The sequence below is a fragment of the Pseudomonas abieticivorans genome, assembly GCF_023509015.1.
GTDB classification, from domain to species: Bacteria; Pseudomonadota; Gammaproteobacteria; order Pseudomonadales; family Pseudomonadaceae; genus Aquipseudomonas; species Aquipseudomonas abieticivorans.
Genome location: NZ_CP094975.1, coordinates 3,122,971 through 3,141,520 on the forward strand (window position 1 = coordinate 3,122,971; position 18,550 = coordinate 3,141,520).

The following is an 18,550-nucleotide window of genomic DNA, read 5'->3' on the forward strand; positions in this document are numbered from 1 at the left end:
TCTAGCGCCCAGCCTCGATCACCCGGCAATAAAACCCCCACTCCAACTCCAGCGCATTGGCCAGGTTAGCGGCCTGGCGGAAGCCATGGCGCTCGTCGGGGTAAAAGTGCGCTTCGGCCGTAAGGCCGTTGTCGTGCAGGGCCTTGAGCATGTCACGGGTTTGCTGGGGCACGACCACAGCGTCCAGTTCGCCTTGGAAGAAGATCACCGGGGCCTTGATCTGGTGAGCGTGGAACAGCGGAGTACGGGCTCGGTAGCGGGCTTCGTCGGCAATGGGGTCGCCGATCAGCCAGTCCAGGTAATCGCCTTCGAACTTGTGGGTGGCGCGGGCCAGCGCGATCGGGTCGCTTACCCCGTACAGGCTGGCGCCGGCGCGGAACACGTTGCGAAACGCCAGGGCGCACAGGGTGGTGTAGCCACCCGCGCTGCCGCCGCGAATGAAGGCCTGTTCGGGGTTGATCAGGCCGCGCCCGGCCAGGTGGCTGACCACTGCGCAGGCGTCCTCTACATCCGCCTCGCCCCATTTCAAGTGCAGTGCCTGGCGATAGTCGCGGCCGTAACTGCTGCTCCCACGGTAGTTGAGGTCGGCCACGGCGAAGCCGCGTTGGGTCCAATATTGAATGCGCGGGTCGAACACCGGGTAGCAGGCTGACGTAGGGCCGCCATGGATAAACACGACCAACGGCGGCTGGCTATCACCATTCATGGCCGGGTAGAAGAAGCCGTAGGCCTCGCTGCCACCACTGGGGTAGCGCAGGGGCAGCGGGCGGCTGATGTGTTCGATGGCCAAAGGCACGCTGCCGCCGGCCAATACTTGCACCTCGCGGCTATGGCGATGGATAGCCACGACGACCGACGGGCAGATCGCCGAGGCGGCGATGGCGTAGATAAAGTCCTCGTCGATGCTCAGGCTGCGAAAGCGGCTGTAGTCGACGCTGTAGTCTTCGACCAAGCCGTTGGCCGCGCAAATACCCAGGCGGGAAAAGCCGTCTTCGAACCAACTGGCCAGAAACCCCTGGTCACCCAAGGGTAGCCAGGTGCAAGCGCCCAGTTGCCAGGGGGCGCCGGCGTGGTCGGCATCCTTGGCACGCAGGGGTGCCCAGCCTTCGCAGGTTTGCGCCCAAGGCTGCCAATACCCATTGAGATCGGACAGGCAGTGCAGGTTTCCCTGTGCGTCAAAACGCGGCTGTTGCAGCGATTGCGCGTGAGTATGCCCCGCCACGGCGCTCGCAGAGCCCCATTGACCGTCGGGTTGGCGCGCACAGGTCATCAAGCGGGTTTGGGTCCAGGGCTGGTGGGGCCGGCTCCACTCGATCCAGGCCAGGCGCTGGCCGCTACAGTCCATCGTGGGCGCGGCGTAGAAGTCAGCACCTTCGGCGAGCATTTGGCGCTGGTTGTCGCTCAGTGCTATAGCCACCAGCCGGTGCTCGACGTGATCGGCCCCATGGGTTTCCTCGACTGCCAATACTTGGCCCGCGGCGTACTGCAGGTCGCCGTAGCGACGTTGGCCTTGGGTGAGCGCCCGAGGTTGGCCGCCGTCCAGCGATTGCCAATAAAGCTGCTGGTCGCTTTCGTTGACGAAGATCACGCCGTCATCGGTCAGGCAGAACGAGCCACCGCCGTATTCGTACACGCGGCTGCGTACGCTGAAACCGTCGGGGGTCAGGCGCTGCGCGCTGCCGGCATGCCAACGCCAGATCCGGCAGGCGGCGTCCTGGGGGCGGAACTCGTTCCAGAACAGGCCGGTCGGCCCGACCCGCAACTCTGCGAAGTCGGTACCGGCGGCTACGGCCTGGGCGGCACTGAAGTGTTCAAGCTTTGGCGATGAGGCGTGAGTTTCGGTCATTGCGGAAGGCCAGTTGTTCAATCGTCTGAGTGGCGTGCTCCGCCTCTTCACGGGCCTTGAGGATGATCCCGTGATCGGCGGACTTGCTGCACACAGGATCGGCATTACTGGCATCGCCCGTCAGCATGAACGCCTGGCAACGGCAGCCACCGAAATCCTTTTCTTTCTCGTCGCAGGAGCGACAAGGTTCGGGCATCCAATCATAGCCGCGGAAGCGATTGAAACCGAAAGAGTCATACCAAATGTGTTGCATGGTGTGATCGCGCACGTTGGGGAACTGTATGGGCATCTGCCGTGCGCCATGGCACGGTAGCGCCGTGCCGTCGGGTGTCACGGTGAGGAAGATGCTGCCCCAACCGTTCATGCAGGCCTTGGGGCGCTCTTCGTAGTAATCCGGTGTCACGAAAATCAGCTTGCAGGGGTTGCCTTCGGCTTCGAGCTTGGCGCGGTATTCGTTGGTGATGCGTTCGGCACGCACCAATTGCTCTTTGGTGGGCAACAGGCCGACGCGGTTCAAGTGCGCCCAACCATAGAACTGGCAGGTGGCGAGTTCAACAAAGTCTGCCTCCAGCGCGATGCACAGTTCGATGATGCGGTCGATCTTGTCGATGTTGTGCCGGTGGGTCACGAAGTTCAGCACCATCGGGTAGCCGTGGGCTTTCACCGCGCGGGCCATTTCCAGCTTTTGCGCAAAAGCTTTTTTCGAGCCGGCCAGCAGGTTGTTCACCTGCTCGTCGCTGGCCTGGAAGCTGATTTGAATGTGGTCCAGGCCGGCGGTCTTGAAGTCGGCGATTTTTTGTTCGGTCAGGCCAATGCCCGAGGTGATCAGGTTGGTGTAGAAACCCAGTTGGCGGGCCTCGGCAATCAGCTCGGCGAGGTCTTGGCGCACCAGCGGTTCGCCACCGGAAAAGCCGATTTGTGCAGCGCCCATTTCCCGGGCTTCACGAAATACCTTGAACCACTGCTCGGTGCTCAGCTCCTTGCCCTGAGCGGCGAAGTCCAGGGGGTTGGAGCAGTACGGGCATTGCAGCGGGCAGCGGTAGGTCAGCTCGGCCAGCAGCCACAAGGGCAAGCCGACCGCAGGCGTGGCCGGCAGCTCAGGCAAGTTCGATCCAGTGCTCTGCACGAGCGACCTCCATGAATTGCTCGATGTCGGCACCGAGCTCGGGTACGCCAGGGAATTGCTTGTCCAGTTCGGCGATAACGTCGGCTACCGTGCGTACGCCGTCGATCAGCCCGCCGATGGCGCTGGCGCTTTCGTTGAGCTTGATCATCCCTTCAGGATAGAGCAGCACGTGGCCTTTCTGCGCCGGTTCGTACTGGAAGCGATAGCCGGTGCGCCATTTGGGGGTCAGGTTGCGATCAAAACTCATAGGGCGATCCCTTTGTGCCAGGCACGCTGGTCGGTGACGCTATGGTAGGGCGGACGGTTCAGCTCGTAGGCCATGGTCATGGCGTCGAGCATGCTCCAGAGGATGTCCAGTTTGAACTGCAGGATTTCCAGCATGCGCTGCTGGCCTTCGGCAGTGGTGTAGTGCTGCAGGGTAATCGCCAGCCCATGTTCCACGTCGCGGCGTGCCTGGCCCAGGCGGGTGCGGAAGTACTCGTAGCCGGCCGGGTCGATCCACGGGTAGTGCTGCGGCCAGCTGTCCAGGCGCGACTGGTGGATTTGCGGGGCGAACAGCTCGGTCAGCGAGCTGCTGGCAGCTTCCTGCCAACTGGCGCGGCGGGCGAAGTTGACGTAGGCGTCCACCGCGAAGCGTACGCCAGGCAGCACCAGTTCCTGGGAGCGCAACTGGTCTGGGTCCAGGCCTACCGACTGGCCCAGGCGCAGCCAGGCTTCGATGCCTCCGTCTTCACCCGGTGCACCGTCGTGGTCCAGCAGCCGCTGAATCCACTCGCGGCGCACTTCGCGGTCCGGGCAGTTGGCCAGGATCGCCGCATCCTTCATCGGGATGTTCACCTGGTAATAAAAGCGGTTGGCCACCCAGCCCTGGATCTGCGCCTTGGTCGCCCGGCCTTCATACATGGCCACGTGGTAGGGGTGATAGATGTGGTAGTAGGCGCCTTTGGCGCGCAGGGCCTGCTCGAATTCGGCGGGCGACATTGCCTTGGTGTCGGTCATGCTCACGCTCCTACAGCTCGATGCTCATGCCATCGAAGGCCACTTCGACGCCGCGGCGGGTCACTTCGGCGCGCTCGGGCGAGTCTTCGTCGAGGATCGGGTTGGTGTTGTTGATATGGATTAGCACCTTGCGTGGCTTGCTCAAGGTATCGAGGACTTCGAGCATGCCGCCCGGGCCGTTTTGTGCCAGGTGGCCCATCTCGCGGCCGGTGCGGGTGCCCACGCCGCGCCGTTGCATTTCGTCATCGTCCCACATCGTTCCGTCCACCAGCAGGCAGTCGGCATCGGCCATGTGGCCCAGCAGGGTGTCGTCGACCTGGCCCAGGCCTGGTGCGTAGAACAGCTTGCCGCCGGTGCGCAGGTCTTCGACGATCAGGCCCAGGTTGTCGCCCGGGTGCGGGTCGAAGCGGTGCGGCGAGTAGGGCGGTGCGGCACTGCGCAGGGGGAACGGGGTGAAGCGCAGGTTCGGGCAGGCCGGGATCACGAAGCTGCCCTCAAGCTCGATACGGTTCCAGGAAAGGCCGCCGTTCCAGTGGGTGAGCATGTTGAACAGCGGAAAACCGCTGGTCAGGTCCTGGTGGACCATGTCGGTGCACCACACTTGATGCGGGCAGCCTTCGCGCAGGCTCAGCAAGCCGGTGGTATGGTCGATCTGGCTGTCCAGCAAAATGATCGCGTCGATGCCGGTGTCGCGCAGCGCGCGGGCCGGTTGCATCGGCGCAAAGCCTTGCAGTTGGGCGCGGATATCCGGCGATGCGTTGCACAAGACCCAGTGGATGCCGTCGTCGGACAGTGCGATGGACGACTGCGTACGGGCGCGGGCGTTGAGCGTGCCGTCGCGAAAGCCTTTGCAGTTGACGCAATTGCAGTTCCACTGCGGGAACCCGCCACCGGCGGCTGAACCTAGAATCTGGATGTACATCGCGGCCCCTTGCAGGCATGAGCTGAAAATAAAAACGCCCCGGCTGACCGAGGCGCTGTACTGCGAAACAAATTAGCGGCTTGCGAAGTACATGGTGACTTCGAAACCGATACGCAGGTCGGTGTAAGCAGGCTTGGTCCACATAGGAAGGCTCCTTCTGGGTGATGGGTGGTGCAACATATAAGAGCATCCCCACAGGGAGATGTTCAAATGGGTAGGCAGCTATCTTACTAAAAAACCACGGGCTGAAAGGTTAAATCTAAGAGAAAGCCCTTTACGCCCGGGGTAATGATCACTTTGCCACTTGCCAGGTTTCGTCCACCGCCGGGCCGTTGGCCAGGCACAACCAGCCGGCTGAAGCCTTCGCGACCTGCTCGGCTGCTTCCTCCAGCAGGTCGGCGCGTTGGCGGAGCAACGCCTTGCGCAGCAACTCCATGAAATCCGACGGGTGGCCAGCCAAACGAGCTTGCCACAGGGCCTCGCTGGCCTGGTCCAGGTCTTGCTCCTCGAAGCTGCTGCGTGACGCCAATTCGCGACACTCGCTGGCCAGGCTGGCCGGGTTCTGCCCGCGTACCAAGGCGGGCAGGGTCTGCACGAAGGCCTGCAAATGGTCGATGATTTCTGCCAGCGGGGTGCTGGGTGATTGCACGCCAAACAGCAAGCCCGCGCGCCCGGCGATTTGCCGGAAGCCGCTGAACACCGCATAGCCTAGCTGCAGATCGACACGCATGCGCTGGTAGTAAGGCGCCTGGCACAGGTGGGCCAGTACGCGCCAGGCCGCTTCGTCACTGACCTCGGTGCTGGCCGTGGGGCAGAACAACAGCACGGCGTGCTCGCTGGCGTCCAGGGCCACTTCGCTCCAGAGCTTTTCGTGCAAGGGCAGGCGGGTGGTGATCAGGTTCGGGTCGCCTTTGCCAGGCATCTTGCGCAGGGCTGCATTGAGCGCCTGCTGCTGGGCCGGGCTCAGGCCCACGGCCATGCCGTCCCAGCGGGCACCGCCCCAGAGCCGTTGCAGGGTCATGGGTTGCAGCTCTTCGTCACGAATCCGTGGCGGTGACTGGTAGTGCCCCAGGCAATGCTCCGGCAGGCGCTTGAGTAGTTCGCGGATCGGGATCAGCGCGGGCTGCGTGCTGGGCTGGCGCGCCTGGCGCCAGGTTTCCGGGGTGGGTGTGGTCAACTCATCCAGTGCTTGTTCGAGCAGCGCCGGCATGGGCTCCTGCACCCCCTGCAGGCGCAACTGCCAGTCGTTGCCCAGGCTGCTGAAGGTCAGCTGCACGCCCGCCTGGCGGGCCTCTTCGCGCAGTTTGTGCAGGCTGTTGTCGAGCATGCGCCACAAGCCTGCCCGTTGCGAGGCATTCACCCGCCAGCGCACATAGACGCAGGCTTCATGGCTTGGGGTGCTGCCGCCGGGCAAATATTCCATCGCCGCCGGGGTGGCCTGGGCTTGCTCGGGGCGGCGGCTGGGGCGCAGGAAGCGGTTACGTTGGGGCAGGCGCCACTTGACTCCGCTGTCCTGGCCGAGCCGCTCGGTGGGCGGGGCCACCGGGTGCAGCAAGTTGTCGGGGCGCAGTTGCTCAAGCAGTGCGCGCAAGGCTTGAACGCCGGTTTCCGACAGTTGTGTACGGCCATCGTCGCTGAAGTGCTCGTTGTCGTGCCGGGCCAGCGCCAGGGCCCCGCTGACCAGCAGGTGGCGCTGTTGCAGCAAGGTGTATTCATCTCGCAGGCTGTGCCAGCCATCGTGGGACTGAAAGAATTCCAGCCACTCGAAGCACAACTGGCTGATCAGTGCCAAGGGCTGCTTGCCGGCGGCAGTCAGGCGCAACTCGATATTGACCAGCGCCTGGTCGGCGAAACGGTAGAAGGGGGTAAGGCTCAGGTTTTCCACCAGCCCGCGGCGGCGCAGTTCCGCGAGCAGGCCGCCAGGTTGCGCGGAAGCGATCCAGGTGGCCAGGAAGTCCATGGCTTGCGGCGTCTGTTCGGGCAGGCCCTCACAGGGGAAGACCAGGTTGAAACGCTGGTCGTCCGGGCAGGGCGAGGTCTGCGCAGAGCCATCGCGCAGTGGTTGTGCGGCAGCCTGGGGGGTTAGCGTGCCGCTGGGCAACAGGCTGCCGGATTTGCGTGCCAATGCCTGCAATTGCTCAAGCGGTTGCGGGCCGGCCAGGCACAGGGTCATTTGGCCGGCGTGGTAGTAGCGGCGGTAAAACGCCTGCAGGTCCTGTTGGAATGCCTCCCGTGGCACCGGCAGGCTGTAGCGGTTGCCGGCGTGGAAGGCGCGCAGCGGATGGCTGGCGGCCAGCGCGCTGGTCAGCCACTGCTGGTGACGGGCCTGCGGGTCGCGGGACCAGGCGATAAACTCGGCGTGCAGCACTTCGCGCTCGCGCAATTGGTCGCTGACGTCCAGGCGCGGGTGGGCGAGCATTTCGCACAGCCGCTCCAGCGCGCCGGGAAAGGACTCCACCGGCAGTTCGAAAAAGAAGTCGGTGGTGCGTTCGCGGGTGCTGGCGTTGAGCTGCCCGCCATGGCGTTGCACGAAGGTCATCAACCCCTGGTCACGGCTATAACGCGCGGTACCGAGGAAAAACAGGTGCTCCAGAAAGTGCGCAAGGCCTGGCCATGCCGAAGGTACATCGTGGCTTCCGGCTGCCACCCGCAGCGAAGCCGCCGCGCGCTTGAGGCGCGGTTCGTGACGCAACTGCACGCGCAGCCCGTTTTCAAGCTCCATTTGGTCAAAGGCAGGGGTGTAGGCGTCAGACATGTTGGCTCCCGCGCATGAACTCTCCAATCGCTAATGCTAGACGATCTGTGCGCAGGGTATGAACACAAAAGCCGCACACGGTTCCAGTAGGCTCCGTGTGCGGCTTGGGTTAATGCTATGTGGTTTGTTCGAGAGGCCTGCGGTGCGGCTTTCGCGGATGAATCCGCTCCTACAGGGTGATGGGTATGCCGGTAGGAGCGGATTTATCCGCGAAGAAAGCGGCGCGGTGTATCTGATGCTCTGCGGTGTGGCTTTCGCGGATGAATCCGCTCCTACAGGGGTGATGGGTATGCCGGTAGGAGCGGATTTATCCGCGAAGAAAGCGGCGCGGTGTGTCTGATGCTCTGCGGTGTGGCTTTCGCGGATGAATCCGCTCCTACAGGGGGTGCGAATGCGTGTAGGGGGGCGCTTAGTGGGAGAACGCCGCCGTGGTGCCCACCACCGTCGCCGATGGCAACAACTGGCTGATGAAGCGATTCCAGCGGGTGATGTTGGCGGGGCCGACGAAAATCACGTCCGAGGTCTGCAGGTCGAACTGGCTGGCCAGCATGAACGCGGTTGGTTTCTTGGCGTTGAGGTAGAACACCGTGGCCGGTTGCTTGGAGGCGCCCTGGGCCCCGCGAATCACGTAGATGGCTTCGGCGTTGGCGGTTTCCTGGCTGATGCCGCCGGCGTTGCCCAAGGCTTCCATCAGGTTGAAGGTGCTGGTGCCGTAGGTCATCACTTGTGGGTGCAGCACTTCCCCCAGCACGTAGATCTTGTTGGCGTGGTTGTCACCCAGGTGCAACTGGTCGCCATCCTTGAGGTAGATCTCGTTGAGGTGCGAGCCGCGGCGGTTCAGTGTGTCGATGTCGATCAGGTACTCATGCCCATCGCGCTTGAGGATCAGGTTGGCCAGGTTCGCATCGGCGGTTTCCCCGCCAGAGCGGCTGATGGCGTCCACCAGGGTCAGCGGCGTGTTGGTCAGCGCCTGCGGCCCGGGGTTTTTGACGGCGCCGGAGATGATCACGCGCTTGCTGGAATAGCCCTCGACATTGACGTCCACCTGGGCGCCGGTGAGGTAGGTGGCCAGGGCCTTCTGCAGGTTGGCGCGAAACTGGCCGACCGTTAGCCCCCCGGCATGGATCGAGTTGATGTAGGGGTAGTACAGCGTGCCGTCGTTGCGCACCACGCGGGCGCTGGCCTCTTTCTGGTCCTGGGCGGCCGGCGAGTTCAATTCGGCGTGTTCCCACACCGTAATGATCAAGCTGTCACCCGGGCCGATCAGGTAGTCCTCGGGGCGATAGGTCAGCAGTTCGCTGGGAATCGGTTCGGCCTTGTAGATGGTCTGCTGTTGCTGCACGGACAGCTGGGTGATGGGTACCACCTTCACGTCACTCATGTCCGGCCCGTCCTGGACATCGTCCGGGGTCATGTGTTGGCCTGGGGCAAAGGCGCAACCTTGCAGAACCGCACTCAACAGCAACACGCTGAATAAAGCTCGTTTCATGGCAAAACTTCCTTGGAGAACACGCAGGGTTCTCACTCTCAGGTCATAAGAGATATCAGAACGCGTTTTTATGGATGAAGCCTTTGAACAGCGTCAGTGCGATGATTTTCAGGTCAAGCCACACAGACCATTGCTCGATGTACTCGAGATCGAATTCGATGCGCTTCTGCATTTTGTCCAAGGTAGTGGTTTCCCCCCGCCATCCATTGACTTGAGCCCAGCCGGTGATGCCGGGTTTCACCTTGTGCCGCAACATGTAGCCGCTCACCTGCTTGCGATACTGCTCGTTGTGCGCCACTGCATGGGGGCGCGGGCCGACGATCGACATGTCGCCCTTGATCACGTTCAGAAACTGCGGTAACTCGTCCAGCGAGGTGCGCCGCAAAAAGCCCCCGAAGCGGGTGACCCGAACGTCATTGCGGCTGGCCTGGAGCACTTGGGCGCCGTTTTCCTGGACGCTCATGCTTCGAAATTTCCAGACCATGATCGGCCTGCCATCTAAACCATAGCGCGTCTGGCGAAAAAGGACGGGCCCCGGTGAAGTCAATTTGATACCCAAGGCAATCAGCAACATCGGCAGGGCAATCAGCAGCAAAATCACGCTGGCCACGGTGATGTCTTCAAAGCGTTTGACCAGGCAACTGGACCCATCCATTGGGGTGTCCACGAGGCTGATGCTGGTCAGGCCGTTGATGCTTTCGCTGCGTGCGTGCAGCAAGTCGAACATGAACACGTCCGGGATCAGGTAGACCGAAGCGGTGGTATCGCTCAGGCCCTTGACCAACGCGCACAAGGACGGCTCGCAGCTCATGGCCAGGGTGATGTAGACCTTGTCGATCAGCCCTGCGCGGGCATCGTCCACCAGCCGCTCGAGGTCGCCGAGCACCGGGATGCGCCCGTCCAGGTCCATCTGTTGCGGCTGGTCGTCGTAGAAACCCAGCAGGCGCAAGCCCATCCAGGGCGCGCTGGTGATCGAATGGGCCAAGCGTTCGCCAATCTGCCCGGTACCGACGATGGCCACGGTGCGGGTGTTGTGGCCGTGGCGGCGCAGGGTCTGCAGCACGCTGCGGATCAGCAGCCGGTAGCCGCACAGCAACATCAGCACCAGGGCATACCAGCTCATTTCACCGTGCCCCAGCAAGACCGGTGGCTTGATCAACAGGTAGTCGAGCAGCATCACGCACATGAAGGTCAGCGACCAGTAGTTGAACACCCGCAGCAGTTCGCGCCAGACACGTTCGCCGCGCCAGGAAACGTACAACTGGTGGTACTCGCTGAACCAGTGGAACAACAGCACCGAGGCCAGCACCAGGCTCCAGGTTTCGCTGGTGTCCAGGCGCCCGTCGAGCCAGGCGAGCAGGCAACTGCAGACAACGATCACGGCGACATCGATCAGGCGATGGGCCACCGACAATGCAGAGTGGTGGGCCTGCAGGATGCCCTTGAAGTTTTTTGGCATGACTTCTCCCCGGCCGGCGCGCAGGCCAGCCAAGTGATGGCGGTACAGTGAGGCTAAATCAGCGTGGCGTGGCGCTGGCGCTGGCCAGTGCAGGAACCGAAGCCAGGGCCAGGCGAGGCGCCACGACGAGGGTTTGCGGCAACGGTGCGTGTGCCTCGTTCCAGCGCGCCTCGACGAACTGGCGCATTTCCCGCTCGAAGCGTTTTTCCGAGAAGCGCTCGGCATTTTCACGGCAGGCTTGCGCCGTAATCCGATGGGCTTCGTTCTCGAACTCGTGCACCGCATTGATCAGCGCGGCCGGGGTTTGCTCGTGGTAGAACACCCCGGTGGGCTGTTCGTGGTCCAGGCCGTGGACCGTTTCCAGGGTGCCGCCCTTGCCGAAGGCGATCACCGGCGTGCCGCAGGCCTGTGCCTCCACCGGGCTGATGCCAAAGTCCTCCTCGGCGGCAAACACGAAGCCCTTGGCGTTTTGCAGGTGCTCACGCAGCACGGCGAACGGCTGGTAGCCCATCAGCGTGACATTGGGGCCGCACACGGCGCGGGCTTTTTCCATTTCCGGGCCATCGCCGATCACCACCAGGCGCTTGTCGGGCATGCCGCGGAAGGCCTCGACGATCATTGGGATCTTCTTGTAGGGCACCATGCGCGAGGTGGTCAGGTAATAGTCCTGTTTTTCCACTTGCAGGTTGAAGCCCTGGGTATCCACCGGCGGGTAGATCACCGTGGACGGGCGGCGATAGGCCTTGTCGATGCGCCTGCCAATGAACTGCGAGTTGGCGACGAAATCGTCCACCGCCGCTGCCGTGCGTTGGTCCCACATGCGCATGTAGTGCAAAACCATGCGCGCCACTTTGCTTTTCAGGCCCTTGCTCAAGCCGGCCTCGTTGAGGTACTGGTGCTGCAGGTCCCAGGCGTAGCGGATCGGCGAATGCACGTAGCTCACGTGCAACTGATTGGGGCCAGTGAGTACGCCCTTGGCGACCGCGTGGCTGCTGGAAATGACCAGCTCGTAGGCCGACAGGTCGAGTTGCTCGATGGCCAGCGGCATCAGCGGCAGGTACTTCTGGTAACGGGTGCGGGCCTGGGGCAGGTGTTGGATAAACGTGGTGGTCGCGCGCTTGCCGCCCAGGTGGGCGCGGTCTTCATCACTGAGGAAGTCGATCACTGAAAACAGGTCGGCTTCCGGCCAGATTTTCAGCAGTGAGGCGAGTACCCGCTCGGCGCCAGCGTAAGTCACCAGCCAATCGTGGACGATTGCAATTTTCATGGTTCACCTTCTTATTCTGAGGTCAGAGGCTTGGGGGCACTCTGGAGGTTGTGGTGAAAAAGAGGCCGCAGACTTCATGGCAGCTCCTTGCCTGCGGCGGGTAACGGTTCGCGAGGTTTCGCACCGGCCTGTTGGGCCAGCAGGGCATCGACGTGCTGGCTGATATGGCGAGCTGATTCGTCCCAGGCGTAGCGGCTGACGTTGTGCAGGCCAAGCACGCGCAGTTGCTCGCGCACCCGCGCGTTGTCCAGTACCAGGGTCATGGCCTGGGCCATCTGGTCCAGGTCCAGCGGGTCGAAATACAGCGCGCTCGACTGCAACACCTCGGGGATGGAGGCAGCGTTGGCCGCCAACACCGGGCAACCGCAGGCCTGGGCCTCCAGTGGCGGTATGCCGAACCCTTCGTACAGCGACGGAAACACGAAAGCAGCGGCGTTCTGGTACTGGTTGATCAGCTGTCGGTCGTCGATGCGGCCGAGAAACTTGACGCGTGGGTCCTGCCGGGTCAGCTCGGCCAGGCTGTCGTCGACGAACACCCCGTTGGCATCGCCGACGATGTGCAATTGCACGTCATCGTGGCCTTTGATGCTGAGGAACGCGCTGATCATGCGGATGAAGTTTTTGTGCGCGCTGGGCGATGACACCGCCAGCAGGTATTTCTGTACGTTCATGCACGGTGCCGCAGGCTGGAAGGCCTCACTGACGGCATTCGGCACGATCAGGATGCGCGACTGCGGAAAGTCGTAGAACTCGGCGATTTCCTGCCGTGAGAACTGGCTGACGGTGATCAGCGACTTGATCCGCTTGAGCAGGATGGGTGTCATCAGGCGGTAGGCGGCGCGGAATTTCCAACTGTAGCTTTGGGGGTGGCGTACGTAGGTGATGTCGTGATGGGCTGCCACCTGATTGCCGTAGAGCAGCGGCGCGGTGCAGCCGAGCGACACCAGCAGGGGGCTGCCATTGCGCAGCAGGTACAGCGGCAGGTCGAGTTGCTCCCACAGATGCCCGCCATGGGTGCCGATGACCTGGGCGCCCAGGCGCTTGGCGGTGTCTTCCATCAGCACGCCGGCCGGGGTCACGAAGATCAGGTCGTCGCGCATGGCCTTGAGCGCCAGGCAGATCTGCTCGGCGAAGCGCTGCACGCCGCGTAGCTCTTGGGTCAGGAATCGGGCATTGATCACAATCATCTCGTTATCCTTTTGAGGGCGGCGCCCTGGCTCAACGGGTGAACAGCCAACTGGCGTTGCCCAGGCTGATGATTCGTGGGAATTCACCGAGGGTGACCACGGTGCTGCAGCGCTCTTCGGTGCACTGCCACTGGCCACTGTCGGTGCGGCCACGGCCGGGGTGTTCGGTGTCGATGCTCTGTACCGGGCCTTGCACCAGGCCGTTGGATTGGATCTTGACTACCCGCGGGCGGCCTGCCGTCCAGGCCACCAGCACCTGGTCATCGCCACGGCTGAAATTGAGCAGGTAGAGGTTGTCGGCCTGCAGGCTCTTGCTGCTGTCGTAGCGGTATTCGCCAAGCGTCGGGGCGATGGCCTTGAGCACGCCGTAGGCGGGCTTTTCGCTGAGGTCGTTGCGCAGCAGGCCAAAATTGTGTTCGCGCTCTTTGGGGTCCAGGCCGTCGTTGAGCAGGTCGTACCACCACATGCCCTTGATGTTGGGCCGGGTCTTGGCCAGGAAGTAGGCGCGGGCCAGGTACATGGCCTGGGTTTTTTCGTCCACGCCGCACGGTTCGTCACTGCTTGGCCAACTCATCTCAGTGAGGTACAGCGGCACGGCACGCCCGGCCAGGGCAGTGAGGCGTTGGTCGACTTCGCCCAGCCACTTGATCCAGCTTTCCGGGGTGTTGCCGCCGCCGTTTTTTTCACAGTGCACATAGGGGTGCAGCGACAGGCCGTCGACCTTGTCCAGAGCGCCGGCTTGCACCAGGCGGTCAGCGAAGCCCTGGCGGATGCCCTGGGTGGTGATCGCACCGGCCAACACCCGGGCTTTAGGGTCGTTTTGGTGCAATTGGGCGGTGGTATCCTTGACCAATTGCACATAGTCATCGCTCAGGGAGCGCCCCTTGAACAGGGCGCGGTCGATGTCGTTCTCAAGGTCCCACTCGTTCCAGATTTCGTAGTAGTCCACCTGGCCGACGAAGGCCTTGCTGACGAAGTCCACGTAGCGCGCGAAGCCAGCCTTGACCCCGGCGTTACGCGGTTTGGCATTGTTGTCGTAGTACTGGTTGCCCAGGCTCAGGATCATCACCTTGCTCAGGTGTCGCTTGCTGGCGCTGGCCAGCAGTTCCCGCCAGCGCGGGTAGATGCCCAACTGCCCTGGCTGGCCTTCCACGCTGGACCAGTACACGTCGTCGCGCAGCGAAGTGGCGCCGACGTCACTCAACAGGCGCATGGCGCGCGGCAGGTCGGTGTCGCGGTCCATCAGGTGGGTGCCCACGCCGACGATGAAGTGATCTTCGGCGTGTGCGGCCTGCGCCAGGGGTAACCCCAGCAGCAGCCAGGCGATGAAGTTCAACAGTCTGGGCATGGGCGGTTCACAAGGTCTTGAACGAGGGCAGGTAAGGGTTGCGCCCATTCGGGTTGCGGCGATCCGGCGCCGGGTCATTCGGGTTGCGGTTGATTTTGCGGCGCTCTGGCATGCCGGTGCTGGGCAAGGCTTTGCGGCGCAATACATGGGCAATCGCCAGGCCGATAAACAGGTCGGCAATGGGGATTTCCAGCACGTCGGTGGTCCAGCTGACCAGGGCGATACAGAAGCAGATGCTCAACAGGGCCCGCCCCATCCAACTGGTTTTCTCGCGCAGGGCAATCAGCAGGGGCAGTTGCAGCGCGTACAGCACCACCCCGACCGCACCAAACGCAGCCCAGAGGTACACCGCGGTGTTGTCGCACACCGCTTGCGTATCGGCGCTGTACACCGGGAACAGCAACACGCTGCTGCCGACCATGCCAAAGCCTGAGCCAAACAGGCTCCAGCCTTGCTGGTGCACGCTGTGCACCACCATCGGCCAGGTATTGATCAGCCGGTCGTACAGCGATGCCAGTGAACTGTCGCTGTAGGCGCTGGCCAGGCGCGGGTCGAAGTTCATCGTCAGGCCAATGATCGGCAAGGCCAGCCCCATGGCCACGGCGCCGAAGAACAAAGCGCGGCAGGTCATGCGCTGGCGCAGGAACGGCAGCATCAGCAGGGTGCAGATGAAGGCGGCCACCGTCGATTTGTTGGTCGAGACGTAAATCCCGACGATGGCCACGCAAAACAACCCGGCCAACAGCAGCCGTGAACGAGTGAAGGCGGCCAGGTACAAGGCGTAGATCGCGATCAGTACCGACAGGCTGGTAGACATGCGGGTAAAGCCGGCGATACGGTCGGCGCCGCCTGCGCTCCAGGCTGTGTTGCCGCTCAACTCGGTATCGCCCAGTGTGTAGCTGTAGCCCTTCCAGGGCACTTGGGTGAACATGTCCAGGCCCGCACCCACCAGCGAGGCCACCAGGCAAAGGCCGATGATCAGACCCAATAGCCGCTTGCGGTGCTCCAGGTGCTCGCCGCACACCAGCCCGAACAACAGCGGGCTGTACATGAACAGCGCAAAGCCGACATTGCCCAGTGAGGCGCCGTGCAGCATGGCCAACACCCCGGAAGTCAGCAGCATCAGCAGGCCCAGCCAGAAACCGCGGCTGGCCCGAAAGTGCGGCAACTCCAGGATGAACAGGGCGAAGCAGGCCGCCTTGGGCACGTACATCAGCGCCGAGGCACCGACCTGGTCCAGATAGAACCGCATGGCGCCGGAAAAAGTTTCCACCAGCACCAGGCTGATCGCCACCCAGACAATGATGGTCGACTTGTTCAGCGCCAGGGTTGCCCGGTGCTCAGAGGGACTGTACGGCAGGCTGGTTTGCATGATGAGCGCTTCTATTCAGGAGGACTTGGGCAAACAGTTGCTGGTAGCGGTCGAGCATCAGTTCCTGGTCCAGCAAGTGCGCCACGCTGGCCCGTGCCTGGCTGGCCAGCTTGCGGCGTAGCTCCGGTTGGCGGGCCATGCGCAACATGGCCAGGGCCAGCGAGTCCGGCTCCTCGGAGTCGCATAGCAGGCCGTTGACGCCCTCGCGGATGATTTCTGGCAGGCCACCGCGGTTGCTGGCAATCACCGGCACCGAGTGGGCGCAGGCTTCCACCGCCACCAAGCCGAAAGGCTCGCTCCACACCGAAGGCACGATGGCCACGTCGATCTGGCGGTAAAAGCTTTCCGGTGATTGATGGCCAACGAAGTGGATGTTTTCCGAGTCGGCCAGTTGCTTGATTTCCCGCTCGAAGTCCGGCTGGCCGCGCCCGGCGATCTGCAGCGTGGCGTTGAATGGCAAGCGCTTGAACTGCTCGATCAGCCAGCGCAGGCCCTTGTGCTCCGACAACGTGCCCAGGTAGCCAAAGCGCAGCGGCTCGCTGTGCACCAGGCGCCCCTGGGGGTAGACCAACGGCACCTCGTCGACTTTCGGGCTGCTGTTGTAGATGACTTCGGTGGTGGCGTTGCGGAAAAACTGCGCGTCGCGAAACTTGTCCACCATGAACTGGCTGACCCCCACCACCGCGTCGATTTGCGCCGAGCGTTCGGCGTGGCCCTGGCGCAAGGTTTTGCACAGGGTGCAGGGGCCATTGCAGCTGCCGCTTTTCTTGAACATGCTGCCACCGGGGCACATCAGGTACAGGTCGTGCAGCACCTGCACGATGGGCAAGCCGGCCTTGGTGATTTCGTCCCACACCGCCACCGACCAGCCGCTGAGGTTGTGGCACACCACCAGGTCGACGCTTTCCTGGGCCAGCACCTGGCGCACGAAGGCGCGCATGCCCGCGTTGTAGCGATCACGCAGGTGCCAGCCCAGCCGGGCCAGGGCATTGGGCCGCTGTTCGGTGAAATGCCAGTAGGTGTTGAGCACGCCGGCGCGGTACACCTTCACACCCTTGACCATGTCCTGGTGTAGCCCAGGCTCGGCGCCAGTGGTCAGCACGGTGACGTTCAGGCCGCGTTGTTGTAACCCTTCGACCGTGCGTTGCAGCACGATTTCAGCTCCGCCGCCGATGTTGGGCGAGTACAGGCTGTTAAGGAACAGGATGTTCATAGGGGATACGACTTGTGCAGGCCAAGGCGTCCGGATTCCCCGTCGCTGATGGCTTGTTCGATAATGCCCAGGCGCCTGCCCGAGCCGCTTCGCTTCGCCACCTGGCGCAGCAGGAACAGGAACAACGTCCGGTTCAGTGCATACAGCCACGTGGAGCCGGCCCACACGTGCTTGTCGAACCAGGCCTGGTTGCGCGCGGTGTAGTAGGCGCGCATGTCCGAATTGCCAAGCAGGAAGCACTCGTAAATGTTGTTGGTGCGGGCCTTGATGTTCCAGGAGTCTTCCAGGTCATCGAGCAGGGCATCGGTTACCAGAAATATCTGCCCGCCGGCGGCGGTGATGCGCCGGGTGTATTCGGTGTCGTCGGCGTACAGCACCAGCTCGCCCAGGGGCAGGCCGATTTTTTCGTAGACGCTGCGGTGGGCCAGTAGGCCGCCATAGGTGGCGAATGGCACCGGCATCAGGGCCGGTTTTTTTGCACTCGAATGCGGCTTGCCCCACGGCAGGCGGCGCCACACTTTGTACGGCAGCTGTGCGATGTGAAAGCCGAAGCAACTGGAGCGCGGTTGTGTGGCAAAGCGTTCGGGTACGCCGGCGGCGACATCGGCCTGATGGGTCGGGCGGAAACCCACCACGGCGGTCTGGTCGCGGCCCAGCTTTTGCTCGCATTCGCGCAGGCGCCGGTGCAGGGTTTCCACGGCGCCCAGGGTCGGCGCGTTGTCGTCGTCCATCAACCAGATGTATTCGGCACCGCGGCGCAGCGCAGCCTCGATACCCACCGCATAGCCATTGGCGGAGCCGGTGTTGCTGGGCAGGTCGATCAGCTCGATCTGGCCCGGCCAGCGCCGTGGCAAGGCGTTGAGGTCGGCGCTGGAGGCGTTGCTGACAACGATCACCCGTTCGATCTGCGAACAGGCCAGGGAGCGATTGATCAGGGCTTGCAAGTAATGCAAGCGGTCACCGTATGTCAGGGTAACCAGTGTGGTCTTGGCAGTCATCGATTTCTCCCCTTTGTTCTGGTTGACTGCGGTTGTCAGCAGGCCTGCACGGCCAAGTGCGACAGGCTGCTCTTGGGCAGGCTGACGCGTTGTTCGCGTTGCAACAGGTTGAGCAGGATCACCGCGCGCTCTTCGCCGTCGTCACTGAGGAAGATGGCCTGGATGTCGCTGCTGCCGGTGCGTACCAGAACCGTTTCGCCCTGGGCGAACGGTTGCGGCGCGGGCGACACGGCCAGGCGTTGGCGAATCTGCAGAATCAGCGCGTCCTGCACGGGGCAAGGCTGTGCGCCGAACGACACGATGCGCGCCACGCCACGGGTGGAGCGAATCGGGTACCAGCTGTCGCTGATGGCCAGGCGGATGAACAGGTAGCCGGGGAACAGCTCTTCTTCGACGCCACGGCGGTTTTTGGGTAGCTCCGCAGGCTGGCTTTTCAAGGGGCGATAGCACTGGAATTGTTGGCGCAGCAAGTGCTCTTCGGCGCGGGCTTCCTGGCGCGGCTTGGTCTGGATCAGGTACCAGTTTGCGGTGTCGGTGAAGTGGCTCATGGGCGTATCTCGGCTATCTGG

16 protein-coding genes are annotated in these 18,550 nt (G+C 63.0%); all 16 read right to left on the bottom strand.

Annotated features, from left to right (window positions below):
• Position 1 precedes the first annotated feature (1 nt).
• Entirely contained in the window at positions 2-1,846 is a 1,845-nt protein-coding gene (locus tag L9B60_RS14180; protein WP_249679431.1) for an alpha/beta hydrolase family protein, read from the bottom strand.
• On the bottom strand, positions 1,812-2,972 hold the full coding sequence (gene pqqE, locus L9B60_RS14185) for a pyrroloquinoline quinone biosynthesis protein PqqE (protein WP_249679432.1): 1,161 nt from the start codon (positions 2,970-2,972) through the stop codon (positions 1,812-1,814). Before pqqE ends, L9B60_RS14180 begins: the two co-directional genes overlap by 35 nt.
• Positions 2,944-3,219: a pyrroloquinoline quinone biosynthesis peptide chaperone PqqD gene (gene pqqD / locus L9B60_RS14190; RefSeq protein WP_249679433.1), complete on the bottom strand. Its 276-nt coding sequence runs from the start codon at positions 3,217-3,219 to the stop codon at positions 2,944-2,946. Before pqqD ends, pqqE begins: the two co-directional genes overlap by 29 nt.
• Positions 3,216-3,971 (bottom strand): pyrroloquinoline-quinone synthase PqqC, encoded by a 756-nt coding sequence (gene pqqC / locus L9B60_RS14195; RefSeq protein WP_249679434.1) that lies wholly within the window; start codon positions 3,969-3,971, stop codon positions 3,216-3,218. The genes pqqD and pqqC overlap by 4 nt, the downstream gene beginning before the upstream one ends.
• Positions 3,972-3,981: 10 nt before the next feature.
• Positions 3,982-4,893, bottom strand: a complete 912-nt coding sequence (gene pqqB, locus L9B60_RS14200; RefSeq protein WP_249679435.1) for a pyrroloquinoline quinone biosynthesis protein PqqB — start codon at positions 4,891-4,893, stop codon at positions 3,982-3,984.
• Positions 4,894-4,965: 72 nt separating this feature from the next.
• Positions 4,966-5,037 carry a pyrroloquinoline quinone precursor peptide PqqA gene (gene pqqA, locus L9B60_RS14205; protein WP_008365141.1) on the bottom strand — a complete coding sequence of 24 codons (72 nt, stop codon included), beginning with the start codon at positions 5,035-5,037 and terminating at the stop codon, positions 4,966-4,968.
• 148 nt (positions 5,038-5,185) lie between these two features.
• Complete coding sequence (pqqF, locus tag L9B60_RS14210; protein ID WP_249679436.1) at positions 5,186-7,648, bottom strand: pyrroloquinoline quinone biosynthesis protein PqqF; 2,463 nt, start codon at positions 7,646-7,648, stop codon at positions 5,186-5,188.
• Positions 7,649-8,057: 409 nt separating this feature from the next.
• A complete protein-coding gene (locus L9B60_RS14215) occupies positions 8,058-9,137 on the bottom strand; it encodes a polysaccharide biosynthesis/export family protein (RefSeq protein ID WP_249679437.1) in 1,080 nt (359 codons plus the stop codon).
• A 55-nt stretch (positions 9,138-9,192) separates the two neighbouring features.
• The gene (locus tag L9B60_RS14220) at positions 9,193-10,596 is read right to left on the bottom strand and encodes an undecaprenyl-phosphate glucose phosphotransferase (protein ID WP_249679438.1); all 1,404 of its coding nucleotides are present in this window, start codon (positions 10,594-10,596) and stop codon (positions 9,193-9,195) included.
• Positions 10,597-10,654: 58 nt separating this feature from the next.
• On the bottom strand, positions 10,655-11,863 hold the full coding sequence (locus tag L9B60_RS14225) for a glycosyltransferase family 4 protein (protein WP_249679439.1): 1,209 nt from the start codon (positions 11,861-11,863) through the stop codon (positions 10,655-10,657).
• 74 nt (positions 11,864-11,937) lie between these two features.
• Entirely contained in the window at positions 11,938-13,050 is a 1,113-nt protein-coding gene (locus L9B60_RS14230; protein ID WP_249679440.1) for a glycosyltransferase family 4 protein, read from the bottom strand.
• A gap of 31 nt (positions 13,051-13,081) precedes the next feature.
• On the bottom strand, positions 13,082-14,398 hold the full coding sequence (locus L9B60_RS14235) for a hypothetical protein (RefSeq protein WP_249679441.1): 1,317 nt from the start codon (positions 14,396-14,398) through the stop codon (positions 13,082-13,084).
• 7 nt (positions 14,399-14,405) lie between these two features.
• Positions 14,406-15,770: a hypothetical protein gene (locus tag L9B60_RS14240; RefSeq protein WP_249679442.1), complete on the bottom strand. Its 1,365-nt coding sequence runs from the start codon at positions 15,768-15,770 to the stop codon at positions 14,406-14,408.
• The gene (locus tag L9B60_RS14245; protein ID WP_249679443.1) at positions 15,739-16,983 is read right to left on the bottom strand and encodes a glycosyltransferase family 4 protein; all 1,245 of its coding nucleotides are present in this window, start codon (positions 16,981-16,983) and stop codon (positions 15,739-15,741) included. Before L9B60_RS14245 ends, L9B60_RS14240 begins: the two co-directional genes overlap by 32 nt.
• A complete protein-coding gene (locus tag L9B60_RS14250; protein WP_249679444.1) occupies positions 16,980-17,981 on the bottom strand; it encodes a glycosyltransferase in 1,002 nt (333 codons plus the stop codon). The genes L9B60_RS14245 and L9B60_RS14250 overlap by 4 nt, the downstream gene beginning before the upstream one ends.
• 35 nt (positions 17,982-18,016) lie before the next feature.
• Positions 18,017-18,529 carry a transcription/translation regulatory transformer protein RfaH gene (gene rfaH / locus L9B60_RS14255; RefSeq protein WP_249679445.1) on the bottom strand — a complete coding sequence of 171 codons (513 nt, stop codon included), beginning with the start codon at positions 18,527-18,529 and terminating at the stop codon, positions 18,017-18,019.
• Positions 18,530-18,550 lie beyond the last annotated feature (21 nt).